This is a genomic window from Pseudoxanthomonas sp., assembly GCF_002863005.1.
Lineage (GTDB): Bacteria > Pseudomonadota > Gammaproteobacteria > Xanthomonadales > Xanthomonadaceae > Pseudoxanthomonas_A.
The window spans coordinates 33,443-56,694 of the sequence record NZ_PKDG01000016.1 but is presented as its reverse complement, the minus strand read 5'-3'; the positions used below and the strand labels follow the sequence as shown (position 1 = coordinate 56,694).

The window sequence follows — 23,252 nt, the reverse complement described above, 5'->3', positions numbered from 1 at the left end:
GCTCCTGGGCGGCACATTGCTGGCCATGCTGCTGGGGGTGGCCATCTATGTGATCGCTGGACCTTACCTCGCCCTGCACGGCATCCGCACCGCAATCGCGGAACAGGACACGGCCCGATTGCAGAAGCACGTGGATTTCCCCGCGCTGCGGGTCAACCTGCGCGCGCAGGTGGAGGACTATCTCGCACGCAAGGCCGGCCCCGACGTCGCCTCCAACCTGTTCGGCGCGGCCGCATTGTCCCTCGCCAATCAGGTGCTCGGACGCGGCGTGGACACGCTGGTCACGCCCCTGGGGGTCGCCGCCATCCTGCAGGGCCGCTCGACGTGGAAACGCGCGATCGGCGAGACGATCGGTGGCGATACCTATGCGCCGCCGGTACCGGCGGAACCGCTGAAGGCCGCCGAGCATCACTACGAATCGCTGTCGCGTTTCACCGCGACCGTGCACGACGATGACGGCGACCCGGTGGTGTTCGTGCTCACCCGACAAGGCCTGCGCTGGCGGCTGACGGATATCCGGCTGCCGCTTTGACATGCTTGGCGGGATGGGCCAGCGCTACGGATTGGCGACACCGTGGGGTACATGACCGGCCGCCACGTGAAGGCGCGCGCTGTCGATGTTGTGCTGCGAATCATCGAAGAAGATGTCGGCACCGAAAGCTTCCAGGAACGGCCCCTTGTGGCGTCCGCCGAGGAACAGTGCTTCGTCCAGGCGCACGCCCCACTCCCTCAATGTCCGGATCACCCGCTCGTGGGCGGGGGCCGAACGCGCGGTGACCAGCGCGGTACGGATCGGCGAGCGTTCGTCGGCGGGGAACACCTGCTGCAACTGGTGCAGGGCCGCCAGGAAGTTGCGGAAGGGTCCACCGGACAACGGTTCGCGCGCGCGCGCCTGTTCGTGCCTGCCGAAGGCCTCCACGCCCTGCTCGCGTGAAATGCGTTCGCTCTCGTCGCCGAAGATCACCGCGTCGCCATCGAAGGCAATGCGCAGCTGGTGCTCATGGCGTTGCTGCGGCGCGCCGGCCGGCAGGATGGTGGCCGCGGCGATGCCATGTTCGAGCGAGCGCCGCACCGATTCCGGATTCGCCGACAGGAACAGGTCGGTGCCGAACGGCTTGACGTACGGCCAGGTGGGTTCCCCCGCGGTGAACGTGGCACGCACGATGCCCAGCCCGTAGTGCTGGATTGAATTGAAGATCCGCAGGCCGGTATCCGCGGAATTGCGCGACAACAGGATCACCTCCACGCGTGGCGCGTCGGGCGGCGCACCGGCGTTCAGGGCCAGCAGCTTGCGCACCACCGGATACGCGATGCCGGGGGCCAGCACGTCGTCCTCATGGTGCCGCTGGTAATCGCTGTACGCCTTCACCCCCTCGCGTTCGTAGAGGGCGTGGCTTTCTTCCAGATCGAACAAAGCGCGCGACGTGACGGCGACGGTCAGCAGGCGGGGGGTGTTGTCGGGCATGCGCACAGTATCGGCGATCGACGGCGCGCGAAGCGAGACCGCCCGATCATCCCCCGGGAGCCGACGCGATGCGCAGTTGCGCCGGCGGGCCGCGTCGGTTGTCCGCGGTGACCGCACGTACCTCGACGATCAGGTCGATGCGCGATTGCTGCACGGGCGGTCCGTCCTTCCACAGGAACACGAACTCGCTGCGCCTGCCTTCCAGCCGTCCAGCGACCGGCTCGCGGGGAAAGATCGCAAGGGCGTCTTCCCCCACTACGCGGAACTCGAACCCCAGGTCACGCAGCTTGTAGTCCGTCCCGCGCGGCCACTCGACACTCAGCGTCAGCAGGCCGCTGGCGTCGCAGGATGCCCGCCCATCGACGCCGCGCGTGAGGCTGACCAGATCAAGGACCGGCGCTTTCAGACCCGCTTCATCGGCTGCCGCCGCGACGCCGTGCGTGGCGAACACGGTCGTCCCGGTGGACAGATTGCAGGCGTTTCCTTCCCCGATGGCAAGCAATAGCAATACCCAGACCGCGTACCTCATCTGCATCGTGACCCCTCCCCGGGTGGATGCGAACCGGACCGCTACGGGGCGCTGGATAACATGCGTGACATGACCCGGCAAGCCGCAATGCGGCGAAACCGCGATGTCCGCGGGGACATTGCGACTCAGGTCATGAACTGTTCGCTGAGGATGCGTTCTTCCAGGTTGTGCTCGCGATCGAACAGCAGCGTGACCGTCCGGTCGCGCGACTCGCGGATGGTTACTTCCACCACGTCGCGGATTTCGTGCGAATCGGCGGTCGCGCTGACCGGGCGCTTGTACGGATCGAGTACGCGGAAACGCACTTCGGTATCGGCCTTGAGGATGGCGCCGCGCCAGCGGCGCGGGCGGAAGGGCGCGATCGGGGTCAGTGCGATGGTGTGCGAACCCAGGGGCAGGATGGGGCCGTGCGCCGAGAAGTTGTACGCGGTGGAACCGGCGGGCGTGGCGGTGAGCACGCCATCGCAGATCAGTTCGTCCAGGCGTGTCTCGCCATTGAGGTCGATCTGGATGTGCGCGGCCTGCCGGGTCTGCCTCAACAGGGATACCTCGTTGTAGGCGAGCGAGGCCGTGGACGCCCCGGATTCCGTGAGGGCCTGCATCTCGAGCGGGCGCAGCTTGGCGGGTTCCGCCGCGGCGATGCGCTCCATCAGGCCATCGGGCCGATGGTGGTTCATCAGGAAGCCCACCGTGCCCAGCTTCATGCCGAATACCGGCTTTCCCAGGGCACCGTGGCGGTGCAGCGTCTGCAGCATGAAGCCGTCGCCGCCGAGGGCGCACAGCACGTCGGCCTGGTCCGGCGCATGGCTACCATGCTCGCGCTGCAGGACCGCCAGCGCTTGCTGCGCCTCGGGCGTCGGACTGGCGAGGAAGGCGATGTGCGGATCGGACATCCGTGGCTCCGGGTCGGCGCGGGATCAGTCGGGGCAACGCGCAATCAATGATGTCACGTCGAGGGCCTCGGCGATCTTGCCGGGATCGCTGATGATGAAGGCGCCGTGGTCGCGGGTCCAGTAGTCGTATGCCAACGCCCTGACATCGGGATCGGTGATGGCGAAGCCGCCTTCGGCTTCGCGCGATTCCAGCATCCTGCGCGTTGCGTCGAAGGCTTCCACGCCTGCCTGCTGGAACAGCAGGCGGCCGCCGCCATACGTGTCATGGAGTCGCTTCTGCAGCTTCACGTTGCCGATCAGCATCGTCAGCACCGCCTCCTTCTGCGCAGGCTCCTCCGGCAGCGCATAACCGTTATCGCTGCACGCGGCATAGGCGGTGATCGCCGCCTCGGCACGCTGCTTCTCGGCCGCTGTCGGACGCACCGCGTCCGCGTGCCGTCTCATCCATTGGCGCAGGACCGGGACCATGAATACCTCGCGCGCACTGTCGGCGCGCACCCGTCCCTCGCCCACGATCTGGTCGGCATAGACCGGCTGGCCATCGACCTGCCCGATCTGCCGGCGCGGCTCCGTCGCGTCCACCGTCAGTGCCCATGCCAACAACGCCCACGCTGCCATCCTGCGCATGCCCTGCTCTCCCTGGAAAGAAAAAAGGCGGCCCCGGAGGGCCGCCTCGATTCTAGCCAGCCTTCAGTGCCGGCATCATGCCTGCGACGCCAACTGCCCCAGTCGCTGTACCGCCACCGATGCAGTGGGATAGTCCAGCGTCTTCTGCGCCGCCAGCTCATTCAGCATGCTGAGCGTGAAGCGCAGGGCGGCATCGTCGCGACCCAGCCAGGCCTTGACCTTGGCGTCGGCATTGCCGCCCGGCAGCGAGAGCACCTGGTTGGTCAGGGTGCGCTGATGGGCGGCGAGCTCATCACGCAGCACGCCACGGGCGACCGCGTGCCAGCGGCCATCGACCTTCAGGGCCTCGATCTGGTCCTGCAGCCACGGCAGGTGCAGCGCTTCACCCAGGCGGTAGTGGACCTTCGACACCTCGACCGGCTTCAACTTGCGAGCACGTGCCAGTTCGATGATGTCGCACGAGGGCTCCAGGTACGGCAACGCCGCGATCTGGCCGGCCAGTGCCGCCGGCAGGCCCTTGTCCTTCCACGCCTGCAGGCTGGCGTTGTACGCCGGACGCAGCGAATCCGGCAGCACGCCATCCGCCGCGCGGATTTCGTTGAAACCGTCGTGGTAGCGCTCGACCGCGGTGGAGATCGCCGGGATCGGACCCTGCCGGGTCAGCAGCCAGCGGGTGAAATTGCGCTGCACCTGCCAGATGACCTGCAGCGCATCGATCTGCACCGACTCCGGCACCTTGCCGTCCAGCGCATCGATCTGGTTCCACAGCGCCCGCGCATCCAGCGTCTCGCGGGTGATGGTGAACGCCTTGGCGACCTCCGCCGGCGACCGGCCGGTGTCCTCCTGCATGCGCAGCAGGAAGGTCGCGCCCATGCGGTTGATGGTGGTATTGGTGACCGCCGTGGCGATGATCTCGCGCTTCAGGCGGTGCTTCTCCATCTCCGAGGCGTACTTCTTCTGCAGCGGCTGCGGGAAGTACCGCTGCAGCTCCTTGGAGAGGTACGGATCCTCGGGGATGTCGGATTCCAGCAACTGCTGGAACGCCACCAGCTTGGAGTACGACAGCAGCACCGACAGTTCGGGACGGGTCAGGCCCTGCCCACGCGCCTTGCGCTCGGCAAGCTCGGCATCGGACGGCAGGAACTCGATCTGGCGGTCCAGCAGGCCCTGCGACTCCAGCGTCTGGATGAAGTGCTGCTTGGAGCCCAGGCGCGAGACGCTCATGCGCTCCATCAGGCTGATGGCCTGGTTCTGGCGGTAGTTGTCCCACAGCACCAGGTCGGCCACCTCATCCGTCATGTCGGCCAGCAGCTTGTTGCGGGCGTCCATCGACAGCTTCTTCGCCTGCACCACGCCGTTGAGCAGGATCTTGATGTTCACCTCGTGGTCGGAGGTATCCACGCCGGCAGAGTTGTCGATGAAGTCGGTATTCAACAGCACGCCGTGCTGCGCCGCCTCGATGCGGCCGAGCTGGGTCAGGCCCAGGTTGCCGCCCTCGCCCACCACCTTGCAGCGCAGGTCGCGACCGTCGACGCGCAGGCCGTTGTTGGCGCGGTCACCGACGTCGGCATGGGTTTCGCTCGCCGCCTTGACGTAGGTACCGATACCGCCGTTCCACAGCAGGTCGACCGGCGATTTCAGGATCGCGCTCATCAGTTCGTTCGGGGTCATCGACTTCACGCCGTCGGCAATGCCGAGCGCGGCGCGCACTTCCGGGGTGATCTCGATGGACTTGGCACTGCGCGGATGGATGCCACCGCCCTTGGAGATCAGCCTGGCATCGTAGTCCGCCCAGCTGGAACGCGGCACCTTGAACATGCGTTCGCGCTCCTTGAACGACTTCGCCGCATCCGGATTCGGGTCCAGGAAGATGTGGCGGTGGTCGAACGCCGCCAGCAGGCGGATGTGCTCGGACAGCAGCATGCCGTTGCCGAACACGTCGCCCGACATGTCGCCGATGCCCACGCAGGTGAAGTCTTCGGTCTGGCTGTCGCGGTTCATCGCGCGGAAATGGCGCTTGACCGACTCCCATGCGCCGCGCGCGGTGATGCCCATGCCCTTGTGGTCGTAGCCGACCGAACCACCTGAGGCGAACGCGTCGCCCATCCAGAAGCCGTGCGCGATGGCCAGGCCGTTGGCGATGTCCGAGAAAGTCGCGGTGCCCTTGTCCGCCGCGACGACCAGGTACGGGTCGTCCTGGTCATGGCGCACCACGTTGACCGGCGGGACGATCCTGTTGCCGACGATGTTGTCGGTGATGTCCAGCAGTCCCTGGATGAACAGCTTGTAGCAGGCGATGCCCTCGGCCAGCACCGCATCACGGTCCCCGCCCACCGGCGAACGCTTCACGAAGAACCCGCCCTTCGCGCCGACCGGCACGATGACGGTGTTCTTCACCATCTGTGCCTTCACCAGGCCGAGCACTTCGGTGCGGAAATCCTCGCGACGGTCGGACCAGCGCAGGCCGCCGCGCGCCACCGGACCGAAGCGCAGGTGCACGCCTTCCACGCGCGGGCTGTACACGAAGATCTCACGGTACGGGCGCGGCTTCGGCAGATCGGGCACCTTCGCCGAATCGAACTTGAAACTGATGGTGTGCGCCGGCTTCCCGTCCTTGTCCACCTGGTAGAAGCTGGTGCGCAACGTGGCTTCGATCGCCCCCATGAAGCCGCGCAGGATGCGGTCGTCGTCCAGGCTGGAGACACGGTCCATCAGCTTCAGCAGCGACTGGTGCGCGACTTCGATCTGCTGTTCGCGCTTGCCGCCACGCGCCTCGACCAGCGCCGCCAGCGTCCTGGCCGCGGCCTCGTCGTCGCCGGCCAGCGCCTTCAGCTGTGCAGCGAACCGCTCCTGCCCTTCCTTGACCTGCGCCTTGCTCTCGCTGCCGGTCGACGGATCGAAGCGCGCTTCGAACAGCTCCACCAGCAGGCGGGCCAGCAGGGGATACCGGTTGAGCGTTTCTTCCACGTAACTCTGCGAGAACGGCACGCCGGTCTGCAGCAGGTACTTGCAGTAGCCGCGAAGCAGCGCGACCTGGCGCCACGCCAGGCCGGCGCCCAGCACCAGCTTGTTGAAGCCGTCGTTCTCGGCATCGCCATGCCACACGCGGGCGAAGGCTTCCTCGAACGCAGGCGCGAGGCGGTCGATGTCGAACTCGCCACCGACCGGCTCGACCTCGAACTCCTGGATGTAACGCGCACCCTGCGCGGTCTCCAGCCGGAACGGATGCTCCGAGATCACGCGCAGGCCCATGTTCTCCATCAGCGGCAGCGCGTCGGACAACGGAATGTCGGATTCCTGCCTGTACAGGTTCAGGCGCAGGCGGCCCTGCCCGGGACGCTTGCGGCGCGATTCGTGCAGGCTCAGGCGCAGGTCGTCGGCGCCCGACAGCGAAGCGAGATGTTCGACGTCGCGCGCCGCGCCTTCCGGCGACACGACTTCGATGTAGCCCGCGGGCAGCGCACGGCCGTAGCCGCCTGCGAGCAGCAGACCCTTGGATTCGCCATGGCGGCTGATCAGGGTTTCGCGCAGGTCGTCCTGCCAGTTGCGCAGCAGGTGGGCGATATCCGCTTCCAGCGCGGACGTGTCCACCTCGACCTGCTCGCCGGCCTTGGGTCGGATGGTGATGTGCAGCTGCGCCAGCGGCGACTCGCCGAGCAGCACGCTGCTGTCCACGTACTCGCCACGCATGGCGTCCTTGAGCAGCGATTCGATGCGCAGGCGCACGTCGGTATTGAAGCGCTCGCGCGGGATGTAGACCAAGGCCGAATAGAAGCGGCCATAGCGGTCGCGGCGCAGGAACAGCTTGCTGCGCACGCGCTCCTGCAGGCCCAGGATGCCCATCGAGGTACGGAACAGTTCCTCGTCGCTGGACTGGAACAGCTCCTCGCGCGGCAGCGTTTCCAGGATATGGCGCAATGCCTTGCCGCTGTGGCCGCTGGGCGACAGGCCGGACTTCTGCATGACGTATTCGTGTCGTTCGCGCACCAGCGGGATTTCCCATGGGCGGCGGTTGTAGGCGCTGGACGTGTACAGGCCGATGAACCGCTGCTCGGCGATCGGATTGCCCTGCGCGTCGAACTCCAGCACCCCGATGTAATCCATGTTGCCCGGGCGGTGCACGGTGGAGCGGCGGTTGGTCTTGGTGAGGATCAGCGCGTCCACCGAGCCGCCCTGCGGCAGGTAGTGCGCGGCGAGCGTCTTGATGTTGCGCGGCGGCGTGGTGTCGCCCTCGCGCAGCAGGCCCAGCCCGCTGTCCTCGACGGCGGCGAGGATGCCGGTGCGCTTCTCGACGCGGTACTCGCGGTAACCGAAGAACGTGAAGTGGTCGGCGGCAGCCCAGCGCAGGAACTCCTGCGCCTCGCGGCGGCCATCGTCGTCCACCGGCATGCGGCGGGTGGCCATGTCGTCGGCCAGGGCCAACATCTTCTCGCGCATGCTGGACCAGTCGCGCACGATGGCGCGCACTTCCTCCAGCACGCTGCGGATGCGCTTCTCCACCTGGGCCATTTCCTCCGGCGGCAGGCGGTCGATCTCCAGCAGCATCAGCGACTCATGCTTGCCCTCGCCCACGGCGGTGACCTTGCCGGCCTTGTCGCGCGCCAGCCGCACCAGCGGGTGGCCGAGCACGTGCACGCCCACGCCCATCTCGGCCAGCGCCATGCTGACCGAATCGACCAGGAACGGCATGTCGTCGTTGACGATCTGCAGCACGGTATGCGGCGACTCCCAGCCGTGCGTCTTCTGCGTGGCATTGAAGATGCGCACGTTGGCGGTGCCTGGCTTGCGGGTGCGCGCGAACGCCAGGGTATCGGCGGCGATCGCGGCCCAACCGTCCGCACCGTGGTGCGGGTACTCGTCTTCCTCCATGCGCTTGTAGAACGCTTCGGCGAACGTGCGGGCCTCGGCCTGCGCAGCGGCACCGGAGACGCGCTTGCGGATCGCGTCGAGGATCGGCGCCAGCGAGAACGCCTCGCCTGCCTTCGCCATCGCCTTGCCGGTCTTTTCCGCGGCCTTCGCCGCCTTCTCCGGTCGGGCGGCCACCTTCCTGGTGGGCGTGGCCTTCGGGCTCACCGCGTGGGTGGCCTTCTTGGCTTCCGGTTTGGACGACGGTTTGGCGGCTTTTTTCGGGCTGCGCGCAGCGTTCATGCAGAGAATGGCTCAACAAGTGGTAGTCGAATGGTCATTGTATCTCCCGACGCCGTGACAAAACTTGCTGCGAGGCGTCATTGGCGCGGGTTGCAATCGCATGCCGGATTGTCTAGCGAGAGCGGAACGGGCGTTTGTCGGCAAGCGCCTCGGCGGATTGCCGAGAACGCGACCAACATTCGGCAGCGCACGGAAGCACGCGCCTCGCCGTCACGCATCCCTCACGAAGTACACCCTTCGCTTTGTGCACGGAAATGCCGTGTTTTCAAGCCTGTCAAAATTCTGAACTGGACGGTATAGTCCAATCCGTATGAGCCCCTCCCCCGACCTTTCCGCGCCCGATCAACGTCGTGCCCGCGTCCATAGCGCCGTGCGGGAACTGATGTCGGAACAGGGCTTCCGCGTCAGCATGGACGCGGTCGCCGCCCGTGCCGGCTGTTCCAAGCAGACGCTGTATGCGCATTTCGGCAGCAAGCAGGAGCTGCTGCGCAGCGTGATCGCGGAGCACCAGGACGTCGCGACCGCGCGCCTGTCGCCAGTGGTGGAGGATCCCCGCGTCGCGCTGGTCGACTTCGCCACGGAACACCTGCGGCATCTCTGCGATCCGGCCATCGTCTCCACCAGTCGCCTGCTGGCGGCGGAAGCGCACCAGTTTCCCGACGAAGCGCGCGATCTCTACCGGCAGGCCTGCGATACTCTGGTCCAGCGCCTCGCCACCTGGCTGCAGCACGCCATGGACCAAGGCAGGTTGAGGCATGACGATCCGCATTACGCCGCGGAGTTGCTGCTCAGCATGATCGTGGGAATGGACTTCGAACGGCAGCGGTTCGGCGTGCGGCATCGCGCGGGCGATCGCGCGCGCCGACGCTGGGCCGAGTTCGCGGTAGATGCCTTTCTGCGCGCCTTCCAGGCTTCATCCGACACCCCCGACCCGGTCCCTTCCGATGCGCCCCCCGGGCGGCGCATCCGCTCATCGCATTCCCTTCCCACGTCTGCAAGAAAAAGAAACGGAGCTTCCCCATGACGTCCCCCGTCCGTTCCCTCGTCCTCGCCAGCGCGCTGCTGGCGATCCTCGCCGCCTGCAGCAAGCCCGAACCGCAGCAGATGCCGCCCCCCGAAGTGGTGGTGCTTAGCGCCACGCCGCAGGATGTGCCGCTGCAGCGCGACCTCGTCGGCCGCCTGTCGCCCTTCCGCAGCTCCGACGTGCGTGCGCGCGTGGCCGGCGTCGTGCAGAAGCGCGTGTACCAGGAAGGCAGCGACGTGAAGGAAGGCCAGGTGCTCTTCCTGATCGACCCCGCGCCGTTGCAGGCCTCGCTGAGCGCCGCGCAGGCGAACCTGGCCTCGGCACAGGCGTCCTACGCCAATGCCAGGGTGTCGGCGGACCGCGCCCGCCAGCTCGCGCCGCAGAAATTCGTGTCGAAGTCGGACCTCGACAACGCCGAGGCCGCGGAACGCAGCGCCGCCGCCGCCGTGCAGCAGGCGCGCGCCAACGTCGAGTCCGCCCGCATCAACCTCGGCTACGCCAGCGTCACCGCGCCGATCTCCGGCCGCGCCGGCAAACAGCAGGTCACCGAGGGCGCGCTGGTCGGCCAGGGCGATGCCACGCTGCTGACCACGATCGACCAGATCGATCCGCTGTACGCCAACTTCTCGATGAGCGCCAGCGAGATGCAGGCCATCCAGCAGGCCCAGGGCGCAGGCAAGGTGCAGCTGGCCGGTGAAGGCCAGCGCACGGTGCAGATCGTGCTGCCCAACGGGCAGGTGCTCGACCAGACCGGCACGCTGGACTTCTCCGACACCGTCGTCGATCCCGCCACCGGCAGCGTCTCGTTGCGCGCCACCCTGCCGAATGCGGACCGCGCCCTCCTGCCGGGCACCTTCGTCACCCTGCGCGCCACGCTGGGCGAACAGAAGGGCGCGTTCCTGATCCCGCAGGGCGCGATCCAGCGCGATACCGTCAGCGCCTATGCGATGGTCATCGGCAAGGACGGCAACGTGGCGCGCAAGAACGTCAGCGCGCAGCAGGCCATCGGTGCCGATTGGCTGGTCACCGAGGGCCTCGTGGCCGGCGACCAGGTCATCGTCGAGGGCCTTCAGAAGGTCAAGGAAGGCGCGCCGGCCAAGGGTGTGACCGCCGAACAGGCGGCCGCCGCCAAGGCCGCCCAGGCCAAGCCCGCGCCCGCGCCAGGCAAGGCCGAGTAAGAAGGACCCTCCCCCATGCCCAAGTTCTTCATCAACCACCCGATCTTCGCCTGGGTCGTGTCGATCCTGATCTCGCTCGCCGGCGTGATCGCGATCCTCAACCTTGGCGTCGAATCCTATCCCTCCATCGCGCCCCCGCAGGTCACGGTCAGCGCGAGCTATCCCGGTGCCAGCGCGGAGACCACCGAACGCTCCGTCACACAGGTCATCGAGCAGCAACTGACGGGCATCGACAACCTGCTGTACTTCAGCTCGAGTTCCAGCTCCGCCGGCCAGGCCTCGATCACGCTGACGTTCCAGACCGGTACCGACGCCGACATCGCGCAGGTGCAGGTACAGAACAAGGTATCGCTGGCCACCCCACGCCTGCCCAGCGAGGTCACCGCACAGGGCGTCGTCGTGGCGAAGGCGAACGCCGGCTTCCTGATGGTGGTGGGCCTGCAGTCCGACAACGCGAGCATCGACCGCAATCGCCTGAACGACATCGTCGCCTCGCGCGTGCTCGACCAGATCGCCCGCGTGCCCGGCGTCGGCAGCACGCAGCACTTCGGCTCCGAGTACGCCATGAACCTGTGGCTGGACCCGGGCAAGCTGCAGGGCTACAACCTGTCGGCCACCGAGGCCCTGTCGGCCGTGCGTGCGCAGAACGTGCAGTTCGCCGCCGGCTCGGTCGGCTCCGATCCCGCGCCGGAAGGCCAGGCGTTCACGGCCACGGTATCGGCGGAAGGCCGCTTCACCTCGCCGGAGCAGTTCGAGCAGATCATCCTGCGCGCGAACAACGATGGTTCCACCGTCCGCCTGAAGGATGTCGCGCGCGTGGAGTTCGGTGCGCAGAACTTCGGATTCGACACCCAGTTCAACGGCAAGCCGGTCGGCGCGTTCGCCATCCAGTTGCTGCCGGGTGCCAATGCGCTCAACGTCGCCGACGCCGTGCGCGCGAAGATGGATGAACTGGCGCCGAGCTTCCCGCCCGGGGTCACGTGGTTCTCGCCGTACGACACCACCACCTTCGTCAAGATCTCGATCGAGGAAGTGGTCAAGACGCTGATCGAAGCGGTGATTTTGGTGTTCCTGGTGATGCTGGTGTTCCTGCAGAACTTCCGCGCCACCATCATCCCGACCCTCGTCATCCCGGTCGCCCTGCTGGGCACGTTCTGGGGCCTGAGCCTGATCGGCTTCACCATCAACCAGCTGACCATGTTCGCGCTGGTGCTGGCGATCGGCATCGTGGTCGACGACGCCATCGTGGTGATCGAGAACGTCGAGCGCATCATGGCGGAAGAAAAGCTGCCGCCGCGCGAAGCGACCATCAAGGCGATGGGCCAGATCACTGGCGCCGTCATCGCGATCACCGTGGTGCTGGCGGCGGTGTTCATTCCGTCGGCGCTCCAGGGCGGCGCCTCGGGCGAGATCTACAAGCAGTTCGCGCTGACCATCGCCATCTCGATGGCGTTCTCCGCCTTCCTGGCGCTGGGCTTCACGCCGGCGCTTTGCGCGACGTTCCTGAAGCAGCACGAGCACGACAGCCACGAGAAGAAGAACGTCATCTTCCGGACGTTCGAGAAGTACTACGGCAAGCTCGAGAAAACCTACGTGGGCCACATCGGCGCCGCGATCAAGCACGCCCCGCGCTGGATGATCGTGTTCGCGCTGCTGACGGTGCTGGCGGGCTTCCTCTTCACTCGACTGCCCAGCAGCTTCGTCCCTGAGGAAGACCAGGGATATGCGCTGGCCATCGTGCAGCTGCCGCCGGGCAACACGTTGCAGAAGACCAAGCAGGTGTTCAACCAGGTCCGTGGCACGCTGCAGCAGATGGACGGCTTCGACGGCGTGATGGAAGTGGCGGGCTTCAGCTTCCTCGGCCGTGGCGAGAACGTCGGCATGGCCTTCATCCGCCTCAAGCCCTGGGACGAGCGCGACGTGACCGTGCCGGAGTTCATCCAGCAGGCCAACCAGCGTTTCTACGGCATCAAGGGCGCGCAGATCTTCGTGGTGAACCTGCCGACGATCCAGGGCCTGGGCCAGTTCGGCGGCTTCGACATGTGGCTGCAGGACCGCGCAGGCCTGGGCGAAGAAGCCCTGATGGCGGCGCGCAACCAGCTGTTGGGGGCGGCCGCGCAGGATTCGAGCCTGATGGCGGTGCGACCGAATACCCTCGAGAACGCACCGCAACTCCAGCTGCACGTGGATCGGGTGCAGGCGCAGGCGATGGGCATGTCGTTGAGCGACATCTACAACGGCATCCAGCTGATGCTGGCGCCGGTGTACGTCAACGACTTCTTCTATGAAGGCCGCATCAAGCGCGTGAACATGCGCGCCGACGCGCCGTACCGCACCGGCGCCGAGTCGCTGGCGAGGATCTATTCTCCGAGCAGCCAGCAGAGCGACGCCAACGGGGGCCGGGCGATGATCCCGTTGTCGAACGTGGTGCAGTCGTCGTGGGCCTCGGTGCCGCCGTCGCTGTCGCGCTACAACGGCTACTCCGCGGTGAACATCAATGGCTCGGCGGCGCCGGGCAGTTCGTCGGGCCAGGCGATGACGACGATGGAGAACATCGTCACCGACCAGCTGCCACAGGGCTTCGGCTACGACTGGAGCGGCATGTCGTACCAGGAGATCCTGGCCGGCAACAGCGCCACGCTGCTGATGGTGCTGTCGATCGTGGTGGTCTTCCTCTGCCTTGCCGCGCTGTACGAGAGCTGGTCGATCCCGGTGGCCGTGCTGCTCGTGGTGCCGCTGGGTGCGCTGGGCGCGCTGGCCTTCACCATGCTGCGGGGTCTTTCCAACGACCTGTTCTTCAAGATCGGGCTGATCACCATCATCGGCCTGGCGGCGAAAAACGCCATCCTGATCGTCGAGTTCGCGGTGATGGAGCGCAAGCAGGGCAAGACGTTGCGCGACGCGGTGATCTCGGCGTCCCACCTGCGCTTCCGTCCCATCCTGATGACCTCGTTCGCCTTCATCATGGGCGTGCTGCCGATGGCCATCTCGACCGGCGCGGGTGCCAATGCCCGCCATGCCATCGGCACCGGCGTCATCGGCGGCATGTTCTTCGCCACCTTCCTGGGCCTGCTGCTGATCCCGGTGTTCTTCGTGGCCGTAAGACGCGTGCTGGGCGACAAGATGGACGAGCCGTCGAAGGAGTACCTGCTGGAGCGGGACAAACCGGCCTCGCGCTGAGCCTCGCCCTCCGTTCGAAAAGCCCCGGCCAGGCCGGGGCTTTTCGTATTCCGGGCTGCGGACAACGGCAGCCCAGCCCTGCCCGCAATCCCGGGCAGGCAAGGTCGGCACCGAGGCCCCTTTCCACCCGCCTGACCTCCCGCACTTCTTGCGGCCGTCTCAATTCGTGATAATCCGCCGATTGATCCTGTCGATCACCCCGCCCCCCGTTCGTCGTCCTGAACGATCTCCCCCGCCCTGCCGAAGACATCCCCATGACACGGAAAGACCCAGCCGCAAGGAAAACACCCTCCACCACCCGCCGCATGATCCTGATGCTGATCGCCGTGGCGGTGATCTTCGGTGGCGTGTTCGTCGTGAAGGCCATCATGGGCAAGGGCATGAACGACTTCTTCGACAACATGCCCCAACCGGCCGCCGCGGTGACCGACTGGACGGCCAAGCAGGAAGAATGGATCGACGCACAGCAGGCCGTCGGCACGTTCGTGGCCATCAACGGCACGGACGTCACCACCGAGGCCGGCGGCGTGGTGCGCAGCCTGTCGATCGACGTCGGCAAACCGGTCAAGGCCGGCACCGTGCTGGCGCAGCTCAACAGCGCCAACGAGCTGGCGGTGCTGAAGTCGCTGGAAGCATCTTCCAAGCTCGCCGCCGTGCAGCGCGACCGCTGGCAGGCGCTGGCCCGCGACAAGCTGGTCTCCCAGGCCGAAGCCGAAGAACGCGCCACCGTGGCGGCCACGTCGCTGGCACAGGTCGAGGCGCAGCGCGCCTTGATCGCACAGAAGACGATCCGCGCACCGTTCGACGGGGTGCTGGGCATCCGCAAGGTCAACCTGGGCCAGTACCTCAACCCCGGCGACGCCATCGTGAGCCTGCAGGCGCTGGATCCGATCTATCTCGACTTCACCCTGCCCGAACAACGCGTGGGCCAGGTGCTGCCGGGCGCGAAGATCCGCGCCACGGTCGATGCCCTTCCCGGCCAGGTGTTCGAAGGCGAGGTCACCGCGGTGGAGCCGCAGGTCGATCCGGCCACGCGAAACTTCAAGGTGCAGGCGACGCTGGACAACCCCGAATACAACCTGCGGCCGGGTGCGTTCGCCCATGTCGGCTTCGATACCGGCGACGCGCGCAAGGTCATCGTGGTCCCGCAGACCGCGATCAGCTTCAACCCCTATGGCAACGCGGTGTACGTGATCCAGGAGGTACCGCGCGCCGAGGGCGAAAAGGACATGCAGGGCAAGCCGCTGACCGGCAAGAAGCTGGTGGTGCGGCAGCGCTTCGTCAAGACCGGCGCCACCCGCGGCGACCTGATCGCGGTGACCGAAGGCCTGAAGCCCGGCGAGCGCGTGGCGACCAGCGGCCTGCTGAAGCTGCGCAACGACGCCGAGGTAACGGTGAACAACAAGGTGCAGCCGGTGACCGAGGCCCAGCCCAAGCCCGAAAACCGTTGACGGAGCGCCGGCATGAAATTCACCGACATCTTCATCAACAAACCGGTGCTGGCCATCGTCGTCAGCCTGTTCATCCTGTTGTTCGGCCTGCGCTCGTTCACCGAATTGAACGTGCGCCAGTATCCCGAGTTGCGCAACGCCGTGGTCAACATCAGCACCACGTACTACGGCGCGGACGCCGACCTCATCCAGGGCTTCATCACCACGCCGCTGGAGCGTGAGGTCGCCAGTGCGGAAGGCATCGAGTACCTGAGCTCCACCAGTTCGGCCGGCGTCAGCGTGATCCAGGCGTACATCAAGCTGGAACAGGACCCGAACGAGGCGCTCACCCAGATCGCTGCCAAGGTCAACAAGATGCGCGGGCAGCTGCCGCCGGAGTCGGAAGACCCGGTGATCGACCTGCAGCAGGGCCAGCAGATCGCGGCGATGTACGTGTCCTTCGCCAGCGAGACGCTGGACAACAACCAGATCACCGACTACCTCACCCGCGTCGTCCAGCCCAAACTGGTCACCGTCGCCGGCGTGCAGCGGGCCGACATCCTCGGCGCCGGTACCTTCGCGATGCGCGTGTGGCTGAAGCCGGACCGGATGACCGCCCTGCAGGTCACGGCCAGCGACGTGTCCACCGCGCTGTCGTCCAACAACGTGTTGGCGGCGGTGGGCTCGACCAAGGGCCAGATGGTGGCGATCGACATGACCGCGCGCACCGACCTGCGCAGCGCCGAGGAATTCCGCCAGCTGATCATTCGCGAACAGAACGGCGCGATCGTGCGGCTCGGCGACGTGGCCGACGTGCAACTGGGCTCGGAAAGCTACGGCACGTCGGTCCGCATCAACGGTGAAGCGGCCACGTTCATGGGCATCTTCGTGTCGCCGGATGCGAACTCCCTCGATGTCATCAAGAACGTGCGCACGCTCTGGGACAACGAGATCGTGCCGCAGCTCCCGGAAGGCATCAAGGCGACCATCCCGTACGACAGTACCGAGCAGATCCAGGACGCCATCGACGAAGTGGTCAGCACGATCGTGGAAGCGGTGATCATCGTGATCGTGGTGATCTTCCTGTTCCTCGGCTCGCTGCGCAGCGTGCTGATTCCGGCAGTGACAGTGCCGTTGTCGCTGGTCGGTGCGCTGTTCCTGATGCTGCTGATGGGCTTCACGATCAACCTGCTCACGCTGCTGGCGATGGTTTTGGCCATCGGCATCGTGGTGGACGACGCGATCATCGTGCTCGAGAACATCCACCGCCACATCGAGGAGGGCATGTCGCCCTACGAGGCGGCGATCAAGGGCGCGCGCGAACTGGCGTGGCCGGTGGTCGCGATGACCACGACCCTGGTCGCGGTCTACCTGCCGATCGGCTTCCAGGGCGGCCTGACCGGCGTGCTGTTCACCGAGTTCGCTTTCACGCTGGCCGGCGCGGTGCTCCTGTCGGGCGTGATCGCGCTGACCCTGACCCCGATGATGTGCGCCAAGATCCTCAAGCCGCACAGCGAAGGCGGCAAGGGCAAGCTGGAGAAGTGGCTGGACGTGCGCTTCGAGAAGCTCAATGCCGGCTATCAGCGGCGCCTGCACGGCACCATGGAGACCAAGTCGGTGGTCGGCGTGTTCGGCATTCTGGTGCTCGTCTCGTGCGTCTTCCTGTACATGACCGCCCCCAAGGAGCCGGCACCTCTGGAAGACGAAGGCTTCATCTTCTCGGTCGCCAGCGCCGACCCCTATTCCACCCTGGACTACGTGGAGCGCTACACCGAGGAAGTCACCTCCATCGCCAAGGGCGTGCCGGAAGTGCAGGACTATTTCCTGTTCAACGGCGGGTTCGGCGGCAGTGGCGGCGGTGCCAGCCCGATGGCGATGGCAGGCTTCGTGCTGAAGCCGTGGAGCGAGCGCGAGCGCTCCACCAACGCGGTGCTGCAGCAGGAACTGCAGCCGAAGATGAGCCAGGTCAGCGGCCTGAACATCTTCGCACTGGTCCCGCCTTCGCTGCCCAGCGCGGGCGGCGACGGCGGCGGCGGCGAGTTCATCATCGGTGGCGTCGGCGACCTGAGCCAGCTGGCCGAGTTGGCCGACCAGATCCTGGCGAAGGCGATGGAGAGCAAGCGCTTCATCTTCCTGGACAAGGACCTGAAGATCGACAAGCCGCGCATCGAGGTCAACATCGACCGCGAGAAGGCGGCGACGCTCGGCATCGACATGCGCACGCTGGCAGCCGACATGGCAGCCATGCTGTCCGGTGGCTACACCAACCGCTTCGCCATGCAGAACCGCTCGTACCTGGTGATCCCGCAGGTGCAGCGGAGCGACCGCCTCAACGCCAGCGACCTGGAGAACTACTACACGCGCACCCGCGACGGCGAACTGATACCGCTGTCGACGCTGGTGACGCTGAAGGAGAGCGCGCAGCCGCAGTCCCTGAAGCGTTTCCAGCAGCTCAACGCCGTGTCGATCACCTTTGCCCCGCGCCCCGGCGTCAGCAAGGGCGAAGCGCTGGCGATTCTCGACCAGGCCGCCAAGGAAGTACTGCCTCAGGGCTATTCGGTGGATTACGCCGGCGAGTCGCGCCAGTTCAAGCAGGAGGGCGCGGCGATGCTGGTGACGCTGGCGCTGGCGTTGATCGTGATCTTCCTGGTGCTGGCGGCCCAGTTCGAGAGCTTCCGCGATGCGACGATCATGCTGCTGACCGTACCGATGGCCATCAGCGGCGCATTGCTGACCGTCAACGTGCTGGCGCTGGTGAGCGGCGTGCTCGGCTTCATGCAGATCGAAGCCTTCCCCGGCATGAGCATCAACATCTATACCCAGGTGGGCCTCGTGACACTGGTCGGCGTGATCTCCAAGCACGGCATCCTGATCGTGGAGTTCGCCAACAAGCTGCAGATGGAACGCGGCCTGTCCAAGCGTGAAGCGATCGAGGAAGCCGCAGCCATCCGCCTGCGTCCGGTGCTGATGACCACCGCCGCGCTGGTGTTCGCGATGATCCCGCTGTTGATCGCCAGTGGCCCGGGTGCCGCCTCGCGCTTCTCGATGGGCGTGGTGATCGCCTCGGGCATGACGATCGGCACGCTGTTTACCCTGTTCGTGCTGCCGGCGTTCTACCTGTACCTGGCGCGTGACCATGCGCACGATCGCAAGGATGCCGAAGAGGCGGCACCATCTCTGGAGGGTGAAGCCGCGCCCGGACATTGAGCACGGCCACGGCCGATGAAACTGAAAGCCCCGGCCATGCCGGGGCTTTCTTATAGGCAGGATTTCAGCTCGACTGTAGTCCTGCCGCGCGCCGCCGGGACAGATGCTTGTCCTGTCCTGATCCGCGCGACTCAGCTCAATGCCTGGCCTTGGCTGGCCGATCTTTGCTGCTCCTGGAGGTGCGCCATCTGCTGCACCTGCAGCCGGTCGGAAGATTCGATTCCGCGCAAGCTCTCCTGCAGGGAGGGTGGCGGTTCGGACAGCGATACGTTGGCGCGGTCGCCGGGTATCCGGCCAGCTACCCAGACTTGGTCTTCATGGACCACCACGGCTCGGATCTGGCCGGGATCGGTCACGCCCCCCAACACGGCCTGATGAGTGATCTCGGCGATCTTCTCCTTCGCCACGCCTGGCAGACGTTCCTCCAGAGCGGAATACAACGGGTAGCGAGGATGGTCCGTGGGAAACGTTTGTGCGTGATCGTCGCGTTGAAGCCGGGTGTCCGACGATGGCGTAGTCCGCTCATGGTCCGAGCCAACCGACCCCCGCCCTCTGTGCTCGGGTGACGCAGGTTGAAGATAGTCAGGCGTCCGGAAGCGGATGGTCGGCCCAGACCCGTCGTCTGTTTCGGGTCGCCGCAGCTGCTCTGGCGGCCGTGCATCGCGGTCAATCGGAGGAAGTCGGTCGCGGAAGAATTGTTGACGCTGCTCGTGATAATCCGCGAGCCGCTGCGTCGCCGCGGCCTCCGCCGCTGCGCTGCGCTCCGCACGTGCCGCCGGTTCACCGGCCGGCAACGGGCCGCGCAGTTCGCCAAGGGTGTCCAGCGCGTTGCCGTAGGGACCACGCGCGACCACCGTGGCGATGGCCCGGCCTGCGGCAACATCGCCTCGGAACTTGTCGATCATGGGGTCGAACACCTCGGCCAGTTGGCGTGCGGCCGGATCCGACAGGATGGAGCGGTCGGGCCTGCCCTCGCCGTCAATGCCGAGAAAGTGATGCATGCTGTGCGATCCGAGCAGCAAGCCAGCAACGCCGGGGGCACGCGGATCGAGAGGATCACGGTCGCTGGCATAGCCCGCGCCGTGCAGGGCCGCGATCTCGTTTGCGCTGGCGTACACCCGCACCTGCCCATAGTGCGGGCTGGCGGCGCTGACTGCATCCCCGACCTTGACGTGGTTGAGGACGCTGTCGCCTCCTTCTCCAATCCCGTAACCCAGGCTCGCCGCACCATAGGCATTGAAGGTCTCGCCACGCAGGTCGAAATGGTGCGCCGTGATCTGCGCCAGGGTGCCACCCAGAGAGTGTCCTGTAACGGTGACTTCCGGGACGTGGCCCCCTTCACGGCCGATATCCCGGGCTCTTTCAATCGCACGCCGCGTCAACGCGATGGCGTCCTGCACCTGAGGATTGACGCGGTCAAGCACCATCGCGCCATCGGTAATCAGGCCATCTTTGACCCAGCCCTCCCACTTCTTTTCGCCCTCGGTACCACGGTGAGCAACGATGATCTCGCCGGTGTCTACGCGCTGGTAGATGGTGCCCTGGTAGCCGTTGATAGGGCTGCTGGCGTGTTCGAGTATTTTGTAGGTTATTCCACCGAGAACAATATTCTGCTCTTTACCTTTTGGCTGTGGTTCTGGCGGATAGAACTTGTACGCGTCATTTGCCAGATAAGCATACTGCTGGCTAGTTAGGCTCATTGGACTGCTGCCCTAGAAGAAAAAACAACAGAAAAAACTTCTGCCTCGAGCTCTGCGCGAAAAACCTTGGGGCCTTGGGCTTCCCATATAGTCGGATCGGCAGGATCTGACCTACCACGCCCATCCTTCCAGAAATAGAAAGTTTCTACTTGTTCGGAAATCATCATTTCTGGCGTATACCAGAGCGCAAGCTCCGGGTAAAAATGTCTTGAATTAAACTGCATATCGGCGGCAATAAAGATGCCGGCGAGCTCCCATTGGCAAATTCCTCGCCCATAAAAATCCTCCTCATATATCGCGTCCAGATAGATCGTGCCAACGTATCTGCCATCCGCGACCTTAGTCAAAGAAAACGGGATTGAAGCACTCTTTGGCTCAGTTTGAACGCCAGCGAAATTACGTATCGGGGGCAGACATTGTTGATTCGAGATGTCGTATTGCAAGCTACTCCTGGATACCTCATACGGTCCAGATGCGTCGACTATGTCCATGGTTATGATATAGCCGTGTTTTGGATTCTTATTTAGCTTGTGCAATGGCTTCTCTTCCTGCACCGGCGCACAAGCCGCGAATGCCATGCTGGTCGCGACGACCATCGACTTCATACTCATCTCGCTCTCCTGATTATCGTCACTATCTATCGGAAACGCCTTCGCCGCTTCGCAAGATGGAAGGTTTGGCTTGCGCTTTGTAGCGGCTGGCAACCCTCCTACCGGCAGCGGACCCAACTCTGCCATGGTGCGGACATTGATGATTTCCAGATCGCGCAGCAATTGCAGGTCGTGCAGCTTGTCGCCCTTGTTGGCACACAGCTTCATCCGCGCAACGATGGCATCGTCATTGCATCCCTCCTGCGCCATCACATCCTCCTGCCCTTAAAGGGGAGCAATCGTTTCATTGTCCGACATCGATCATCTTCACATCGACCTTCGGCAACAGCCGCCTGGTGAAATACTTGTCCTGGTAGTACCTGATCTTCTCGCACATCACCGGATACGGGATGCCCTCGTACAGGAAAACCTCCTTCTCCGGCCCCATCGCCTTCAGCTCCTGCGGCAACATCAGCGCGCGGCGCTCCAACGATTCCGTGAATGACACGCTCCCCTGCTGTCCGTGCGATTGCGAGCGGTTGCGACGGTGCACGGTGGTGTAGCCCAGCATTTCGGAATAGTCATTGGCGTCCTGCTGTTCGCGGGGCGCGTAGATGATCTGCAACGCATGGTTGGTGATGATGGTCCGCGACACCTCCTTGCCGTACACCGCATCCAGCTGCGACATGCTTTGGATGATCGGCAGCAGGCGCAGGTTGTAGCCCGCCATGTAACTCACTGCGCTGGCGATGATGTCCACCCTTCCGATGGCCGTAAACTCGTCCATCAGCAGTAGGCATTGATGCTTGAGCGCCGGATTGGCCTGCGGCAGTTCGCGCGTGTTCTCGTTGATCAACTGACTGAAGAACAGGTTCACCAGCACCCTGCTCTCCGCCAGTTTATTGGGCTGGATTCCCATATAGATCGTCATGCGCTTCTTGCGGACATCAGTGATCAGGAAGTCGTCACCGCTGGTGGCCGCGTCGAGGACCGGATTGACGAATGCGTTGAGCGGCTCCTTGAAGGTGCCCAGGATGGATGAGAACGTTTCGTCCGCCTGCGAGAGCAGGTTGGCGAACGCCGTCCTCGCATGCTCGCTGAGGAATGGCTTGGCCGAAAGCTCTTGCAGGTACTGCTTCTGTTGCGAGCCGTTACCCGCCGAAAGCCGATGCACGCGGCCCAACGTGGGGACGGACATAAGTTCCGGAGGACACTTCCTGCGGCGCTCGTCGTCGTGATTCTCGAACAGGTACAGAGTGAATGCGAGGAACGCGTTCCTCGCGTGGCTGATCCAGAACTTGTCTTTTCCGTCTCCGTCCGGATACAGCATGGCGGCGATCGCCTGCAGGTCCGAGATGCGGAACGCAGGATCGGAAGACACGTAGCTGAGCGGGTTCCAGCGATGCGTCCGACGGTCTTCGGCGAAAGGATTGAACAGATAGATCTCCTGACCCTGGCTAGCGCGCCAGCCGCTGGTCAGGTCGAAGTTCTCCTGCTTGATGTCCAGGACCACCACGGAGCCTTGGTACTCCAGCAGGTTGGGGATGACGACGCCCACGCCTTTTCCCGAGCGCGTCGGCGCGGCCAGGATGACGAACTGCTGGCCCGACAGGCGGACCAGCTTTCTCCCCAGCCTGCCCACCACGATGCCTTCCGGCGCAGGCGCGAACATGCCACGTCTGGCGAGGTCGCCGGCGCGAGCGAAACGCGCGTCTCCATGCAGTGCGGCTCTTGGCGACCTGAGGAGCGGGATTGCCATCGCCAGCCACGCGAGCAATGGCACACCGAACCCCAACGCGCCGCCCGTCTTGATCTTCGTGGCGTAAGGCGCAACCTGGGATTGGTCGAGGGCTCGCAGGTAGCGGAGATAGGTGTCCCATCGGAGCGAAACATCCAGTCCGAGCAACCACTGGGTCGCGTATCCGGACAGATAGATACCCGCAACCAAAGCCAACAACCCCATTACCGACAGAAAGACTCCCTTCTTTCGTTCCATGTCCTTTTCCCGTTGTCACATTCCATGTATCACTGCAGCTGCATGCAACCTTCTTGTGCACTCAGCAGCGCGAGAATGAAACAAGCGGTTTACCGCGTCCAGCCGCGACACACCATTTCCTTACTAATGTCAGTCGATTCACTTGAATTCCGTGGTGATGTGGTGATGCGCAGACTTTTCCAGATCGAACCAAACCCGTCGACGTGGCGCGATACGTACGAATCGTGACTTCTCGGGTGACGATTCAACTCGCGCAGTCTTCTCAGGCGCACAGGACCCACGTTG

At 65.0% G+C, this 23,252-nt stretch carries 13 protein-coding genes and 1 pseudogene; 6 read left to right on the top strand and 8 right to left on the bottom strand.

Going from position 1 to position 23,252, the window contains the following annotated elements:
* The first annotated feature begins 25 nt into the window (after positions 1–25).
* Positions 26–532 carry a DUF2939 domain-containing protein gene (locus CYU89_RS07640; protein WP_296279957.1) on the top strand — a complete coding sequence of 169 codons (507 nt, stop codon included), beginning with the start codon at positions 26–28 and terminating at the stop codon, positions 530–532.
* 24 nt (positions 533–556) lie between these two features.
* Here CYU89_RS07640 and CYU89_RS07635 read toward each other — a convergent pair whose 3' ends face one another.
* The 5 genes and pseudogenes from CYU89_RS07635 to CYU89_RS07615 all read right to left on the bottom strand — a co-directional run.
* On the bottom strand, positions 557–1,465 hold the full coding sequence (locus tag CYU89_RS07635) for a 5'-nucleotidase (protein ID WP_296279931.1): 909 nt from the start codon (positions 1,463–1,465) through the stop codon (positions 557–559).
* A gap of 46 nt (positions 1,466–1,511) precedes the next feature.
* Positions 1,512–2,000 carry a hypothetical protein gene (locus CYU89_RS07630; RefSeq protein WP_296279929.1) on the bottom strand — a complete coding sequence of 163 codons (489 nt, stop codon included), beginning with the start codon at positions 1,998–2,000 and terminating at the stop codon, positions 1,512–1,514.
* Between the two features lie 119 nt (positions 2,001–2,119).
* Positions 2,120–2,887, bottom strand: coding sequence for an NAD kinase (locus CYU89_RS07625; protein ID WP_296279927.1), 768 nt, complete (start codon positions 2,885–2,887; stop codon positions 2,120–2,122).
* A gap of 24 nt (positions 2,888–2,911) precedes the next feature.
* A complete protein-coding gene (locus CYU89_RS07620; RefSeq protein ID WP_296279925.1) occupies positions 2,912–3,514 on the bottom strand; it encodes a hypothetical protein in 603 nt (200 codons plus the stop codon).
* 75 nt (positions 3,515–3,589) lie between these two features.
* Positions 3,590–8,488 (bottom strand): annotated as a pseudogene (locus CYU89_RS07615) (NAD-glutamate dehydrogenase domain-containing protein); the annotation flags it as partial.
* Positions 8,489–8,972: 484 nt separating this feature from the next.
* Between CYU89_RS07615 and CYU89_RS07610 the strand changes: the two are divergent.
* The 5 genes from CYU89_RS07610 (at position 8,973) to CYU89_RS07590 (ending at position 18,681) form a co-directional block, all read left to right on the top strand.
* Positions 8,973–9,686: a TetR/AcrR family transcriptional regulator gene (locus CYU89_RS07610; RefSeq protein WP_296279923.1), complete on the top strand. Its 714-nt coding sequence runs from the start codon at positions 8,973–8,975 to the stop codon at positions 9,684–9,686.
* A complete protein-coding gene (locus tag CYU89_RS07605) occupies positions 9,683–10,864 on the top strand; it encodes an efflux RND transporter periplasmic adaptor subunit (protein WP_296279921.1) in 1,182 nt (393 codons plus the stop codon). Before CYU89_RS07610 ends, CYU89_RS07605 begins: the two co-directional genes overlap by 4 nt.
* Positions 10,865–10,879: 15 nt before the next feature.
* Entirely contained in the window at positions 10,880–14,044 is a 3,165-nt protein-coding gene (locus CYU89_RS07600; RefSeq protein WP_296279919.1) for an efflux RND transporter permease subunit, read from the top strand.
* A 305-nt stretch (positions 14,045–14,349) separates the two neighbouring features.
* Entirely contained in the window at positions 14,350–15,495 is a 1,146-nt protein-coding gene (locus CYU89_RS07595; RefSeq protein ID WP_296279918.1) for an efflux RND transporter periplasmic adaptor subunit, read from the top strand.
* 12 nt (positions 15,496–15,507) lie between these two features.
* Positions 15,508–18,681 (top strand): efflux RND transporter permease subunit, encoded by a 3,174-nt coding sequence (locus CYU89_RS07590; RefSeq protein ID WP_296279916.1) that lies wholly within the window; start codon positions 15,508–15,510, stop codon positions 18,679–18,681.
* Positions 18,682–18,812: 131 nt separating this feature from the next.
* Here the strand turns inward: CYU89_RS07590 and CYU89_RS07585 are convergent, their stop codons facing one another.
* From CYU89_RS07585 to CYU89_RS07575, 3 genes are read right to left on the bottom strand one after another with little or no spacing between them, the layout of a single operon-like run.
* The gene (locus tag CYU89_RS07585; protein ID WP_296279914.1) at positions 18,813–20,381 is read right to left on the bottom strand and encodes a hypothetical protein; all 1,569 of its coding nucleotides are present in this window, start codon (positions 20,379–20,381) and stop codon (positions 18,813–18,815) included.
* Positions 20,378–21,241, bottom strand: a complete 864-nt coding sequence (locus CYU89_RS07580; protein ID WP_296279913.1) for a hypothetical protein — start codon at positions 21,239–21,241, stop codon at positions 20,378–20,380. The genes CYU89_RS07585 and CYU89_RS07580 overlap by 4 nt, the downstream gene beginning before the upstream one ends.
* 34 nt (positions 21,242–21,275) lie before the next feature.
* On the bottom strand, positions 21,276–22,967 hold the full coding sequence (locus tag CYU89_RS07575; RefSeq protein WP_296279911.1) for a type IV secretory system conjugative DNA transfer family protein: 1,692 nt from the start codon (positions 22,965–22,967) through the stop codon (positions 21,276–21,278).
* Between the last annotated feature and the right edge of the window lie 285 nt (positions 22,968–23,252).

Excerpts from the sequence above, each read along its gene's own strand:
- CYU89_RS07640 (WP_296279957.1), top strand. The coding sequence starts at position 26 with ATGCTGCTGGGGGTGGCCATCTATGTGATCGCTGGACCTTACCTCGCC.
- CYU89_RS07635 (WP_296279931.1), bottom strand. The coding sequence starts at position 1,465 with ATGCCCGACAACACCCCCCGCCTGCTGACCGTCGCCGTCACGTCGCGC.
- CYU89_RS07630 (WP_296279929.1), bottom strand. The coding sequence starts at position 2,000 with ATGCAGATGAGGTACGCGGTCTGGGTATTGCTATTGCTTGCCATCGGG.
- CYU89_RS07625 (WP_296279927.1), bottom strand. The coding sequence starts at position 2,887 with ATGTCCGATCCGCACATCGCCTTCCTCGCCAGTCCGACGCCCGAGGCG.
- CYU89_RS07620 (WP_296279925.1), bottom strand. The coding sequence starts at position 3,514 with ATGCGCAGGATGGCAGCGTGGGCGTTGTTGGCATGGGCACTGACGGTG.
- CYU89_RS07610 (WP_296279923.1), top strand. The coding sequence starts at position 8,973 with ATGAGCCCCTCCCCCGACCTTTCCGCGCCCGATCAACGTCGTGCCCGC.
- CYU89_RS07605 (WP_296279921.1), top strand. The coding sequence starts at position 9,683 with ATGACGTCCCCCGTCCGTTCCCTCGTCCTCGCCAGCGCGCTGCTGGCG.
- CYU89_RS07600 (WP_296279919.1), top strand. The coding sequence starts at position 10,880 with ATGCCCAAGTTCTTCATCAACCACCCGATCTTCGCCTGGGTCGTGTCG.
- CYU89_RS07595 (WP_296279918.1), top strand. The coding sequence starts at position 14,350 with ATGATCCTGATGCTGATCGCCGTGGCGGTGATCTTCGGTGGCGTGTTC.
- CYU89_RS07590 (WP_296279916.1), top strand. The coding sequence starts at position 15,508 with ATGAAATTCACCGACATCTTCATCAACAAACCGGTGCTGGCCATCGTC.
- CYU89_RS07585 (WP_296279914.1), bottom strand. The coding sequence starts at position 20,381 with ATGAGCCTAACTAGCCAGCAGTATGCTTATCTGGCAAATGACGCGTAC.
- CYU89_RS07580 (WP_296279913.1), bottom strand. The coding sequence starts at position 21,241 with ATGGCGCAGGAGGGATGCAATGACGATGCCATCGTTGCGCGGATGAAG.
- CYU89_RS07575 (WP_296279911.1), bottom strand. The coding sequence starts at position 22,967 with ATGGAACGAAAGAAGGGAGTCTTTCTGTCGGTAATGGGGTTGTTGGCT.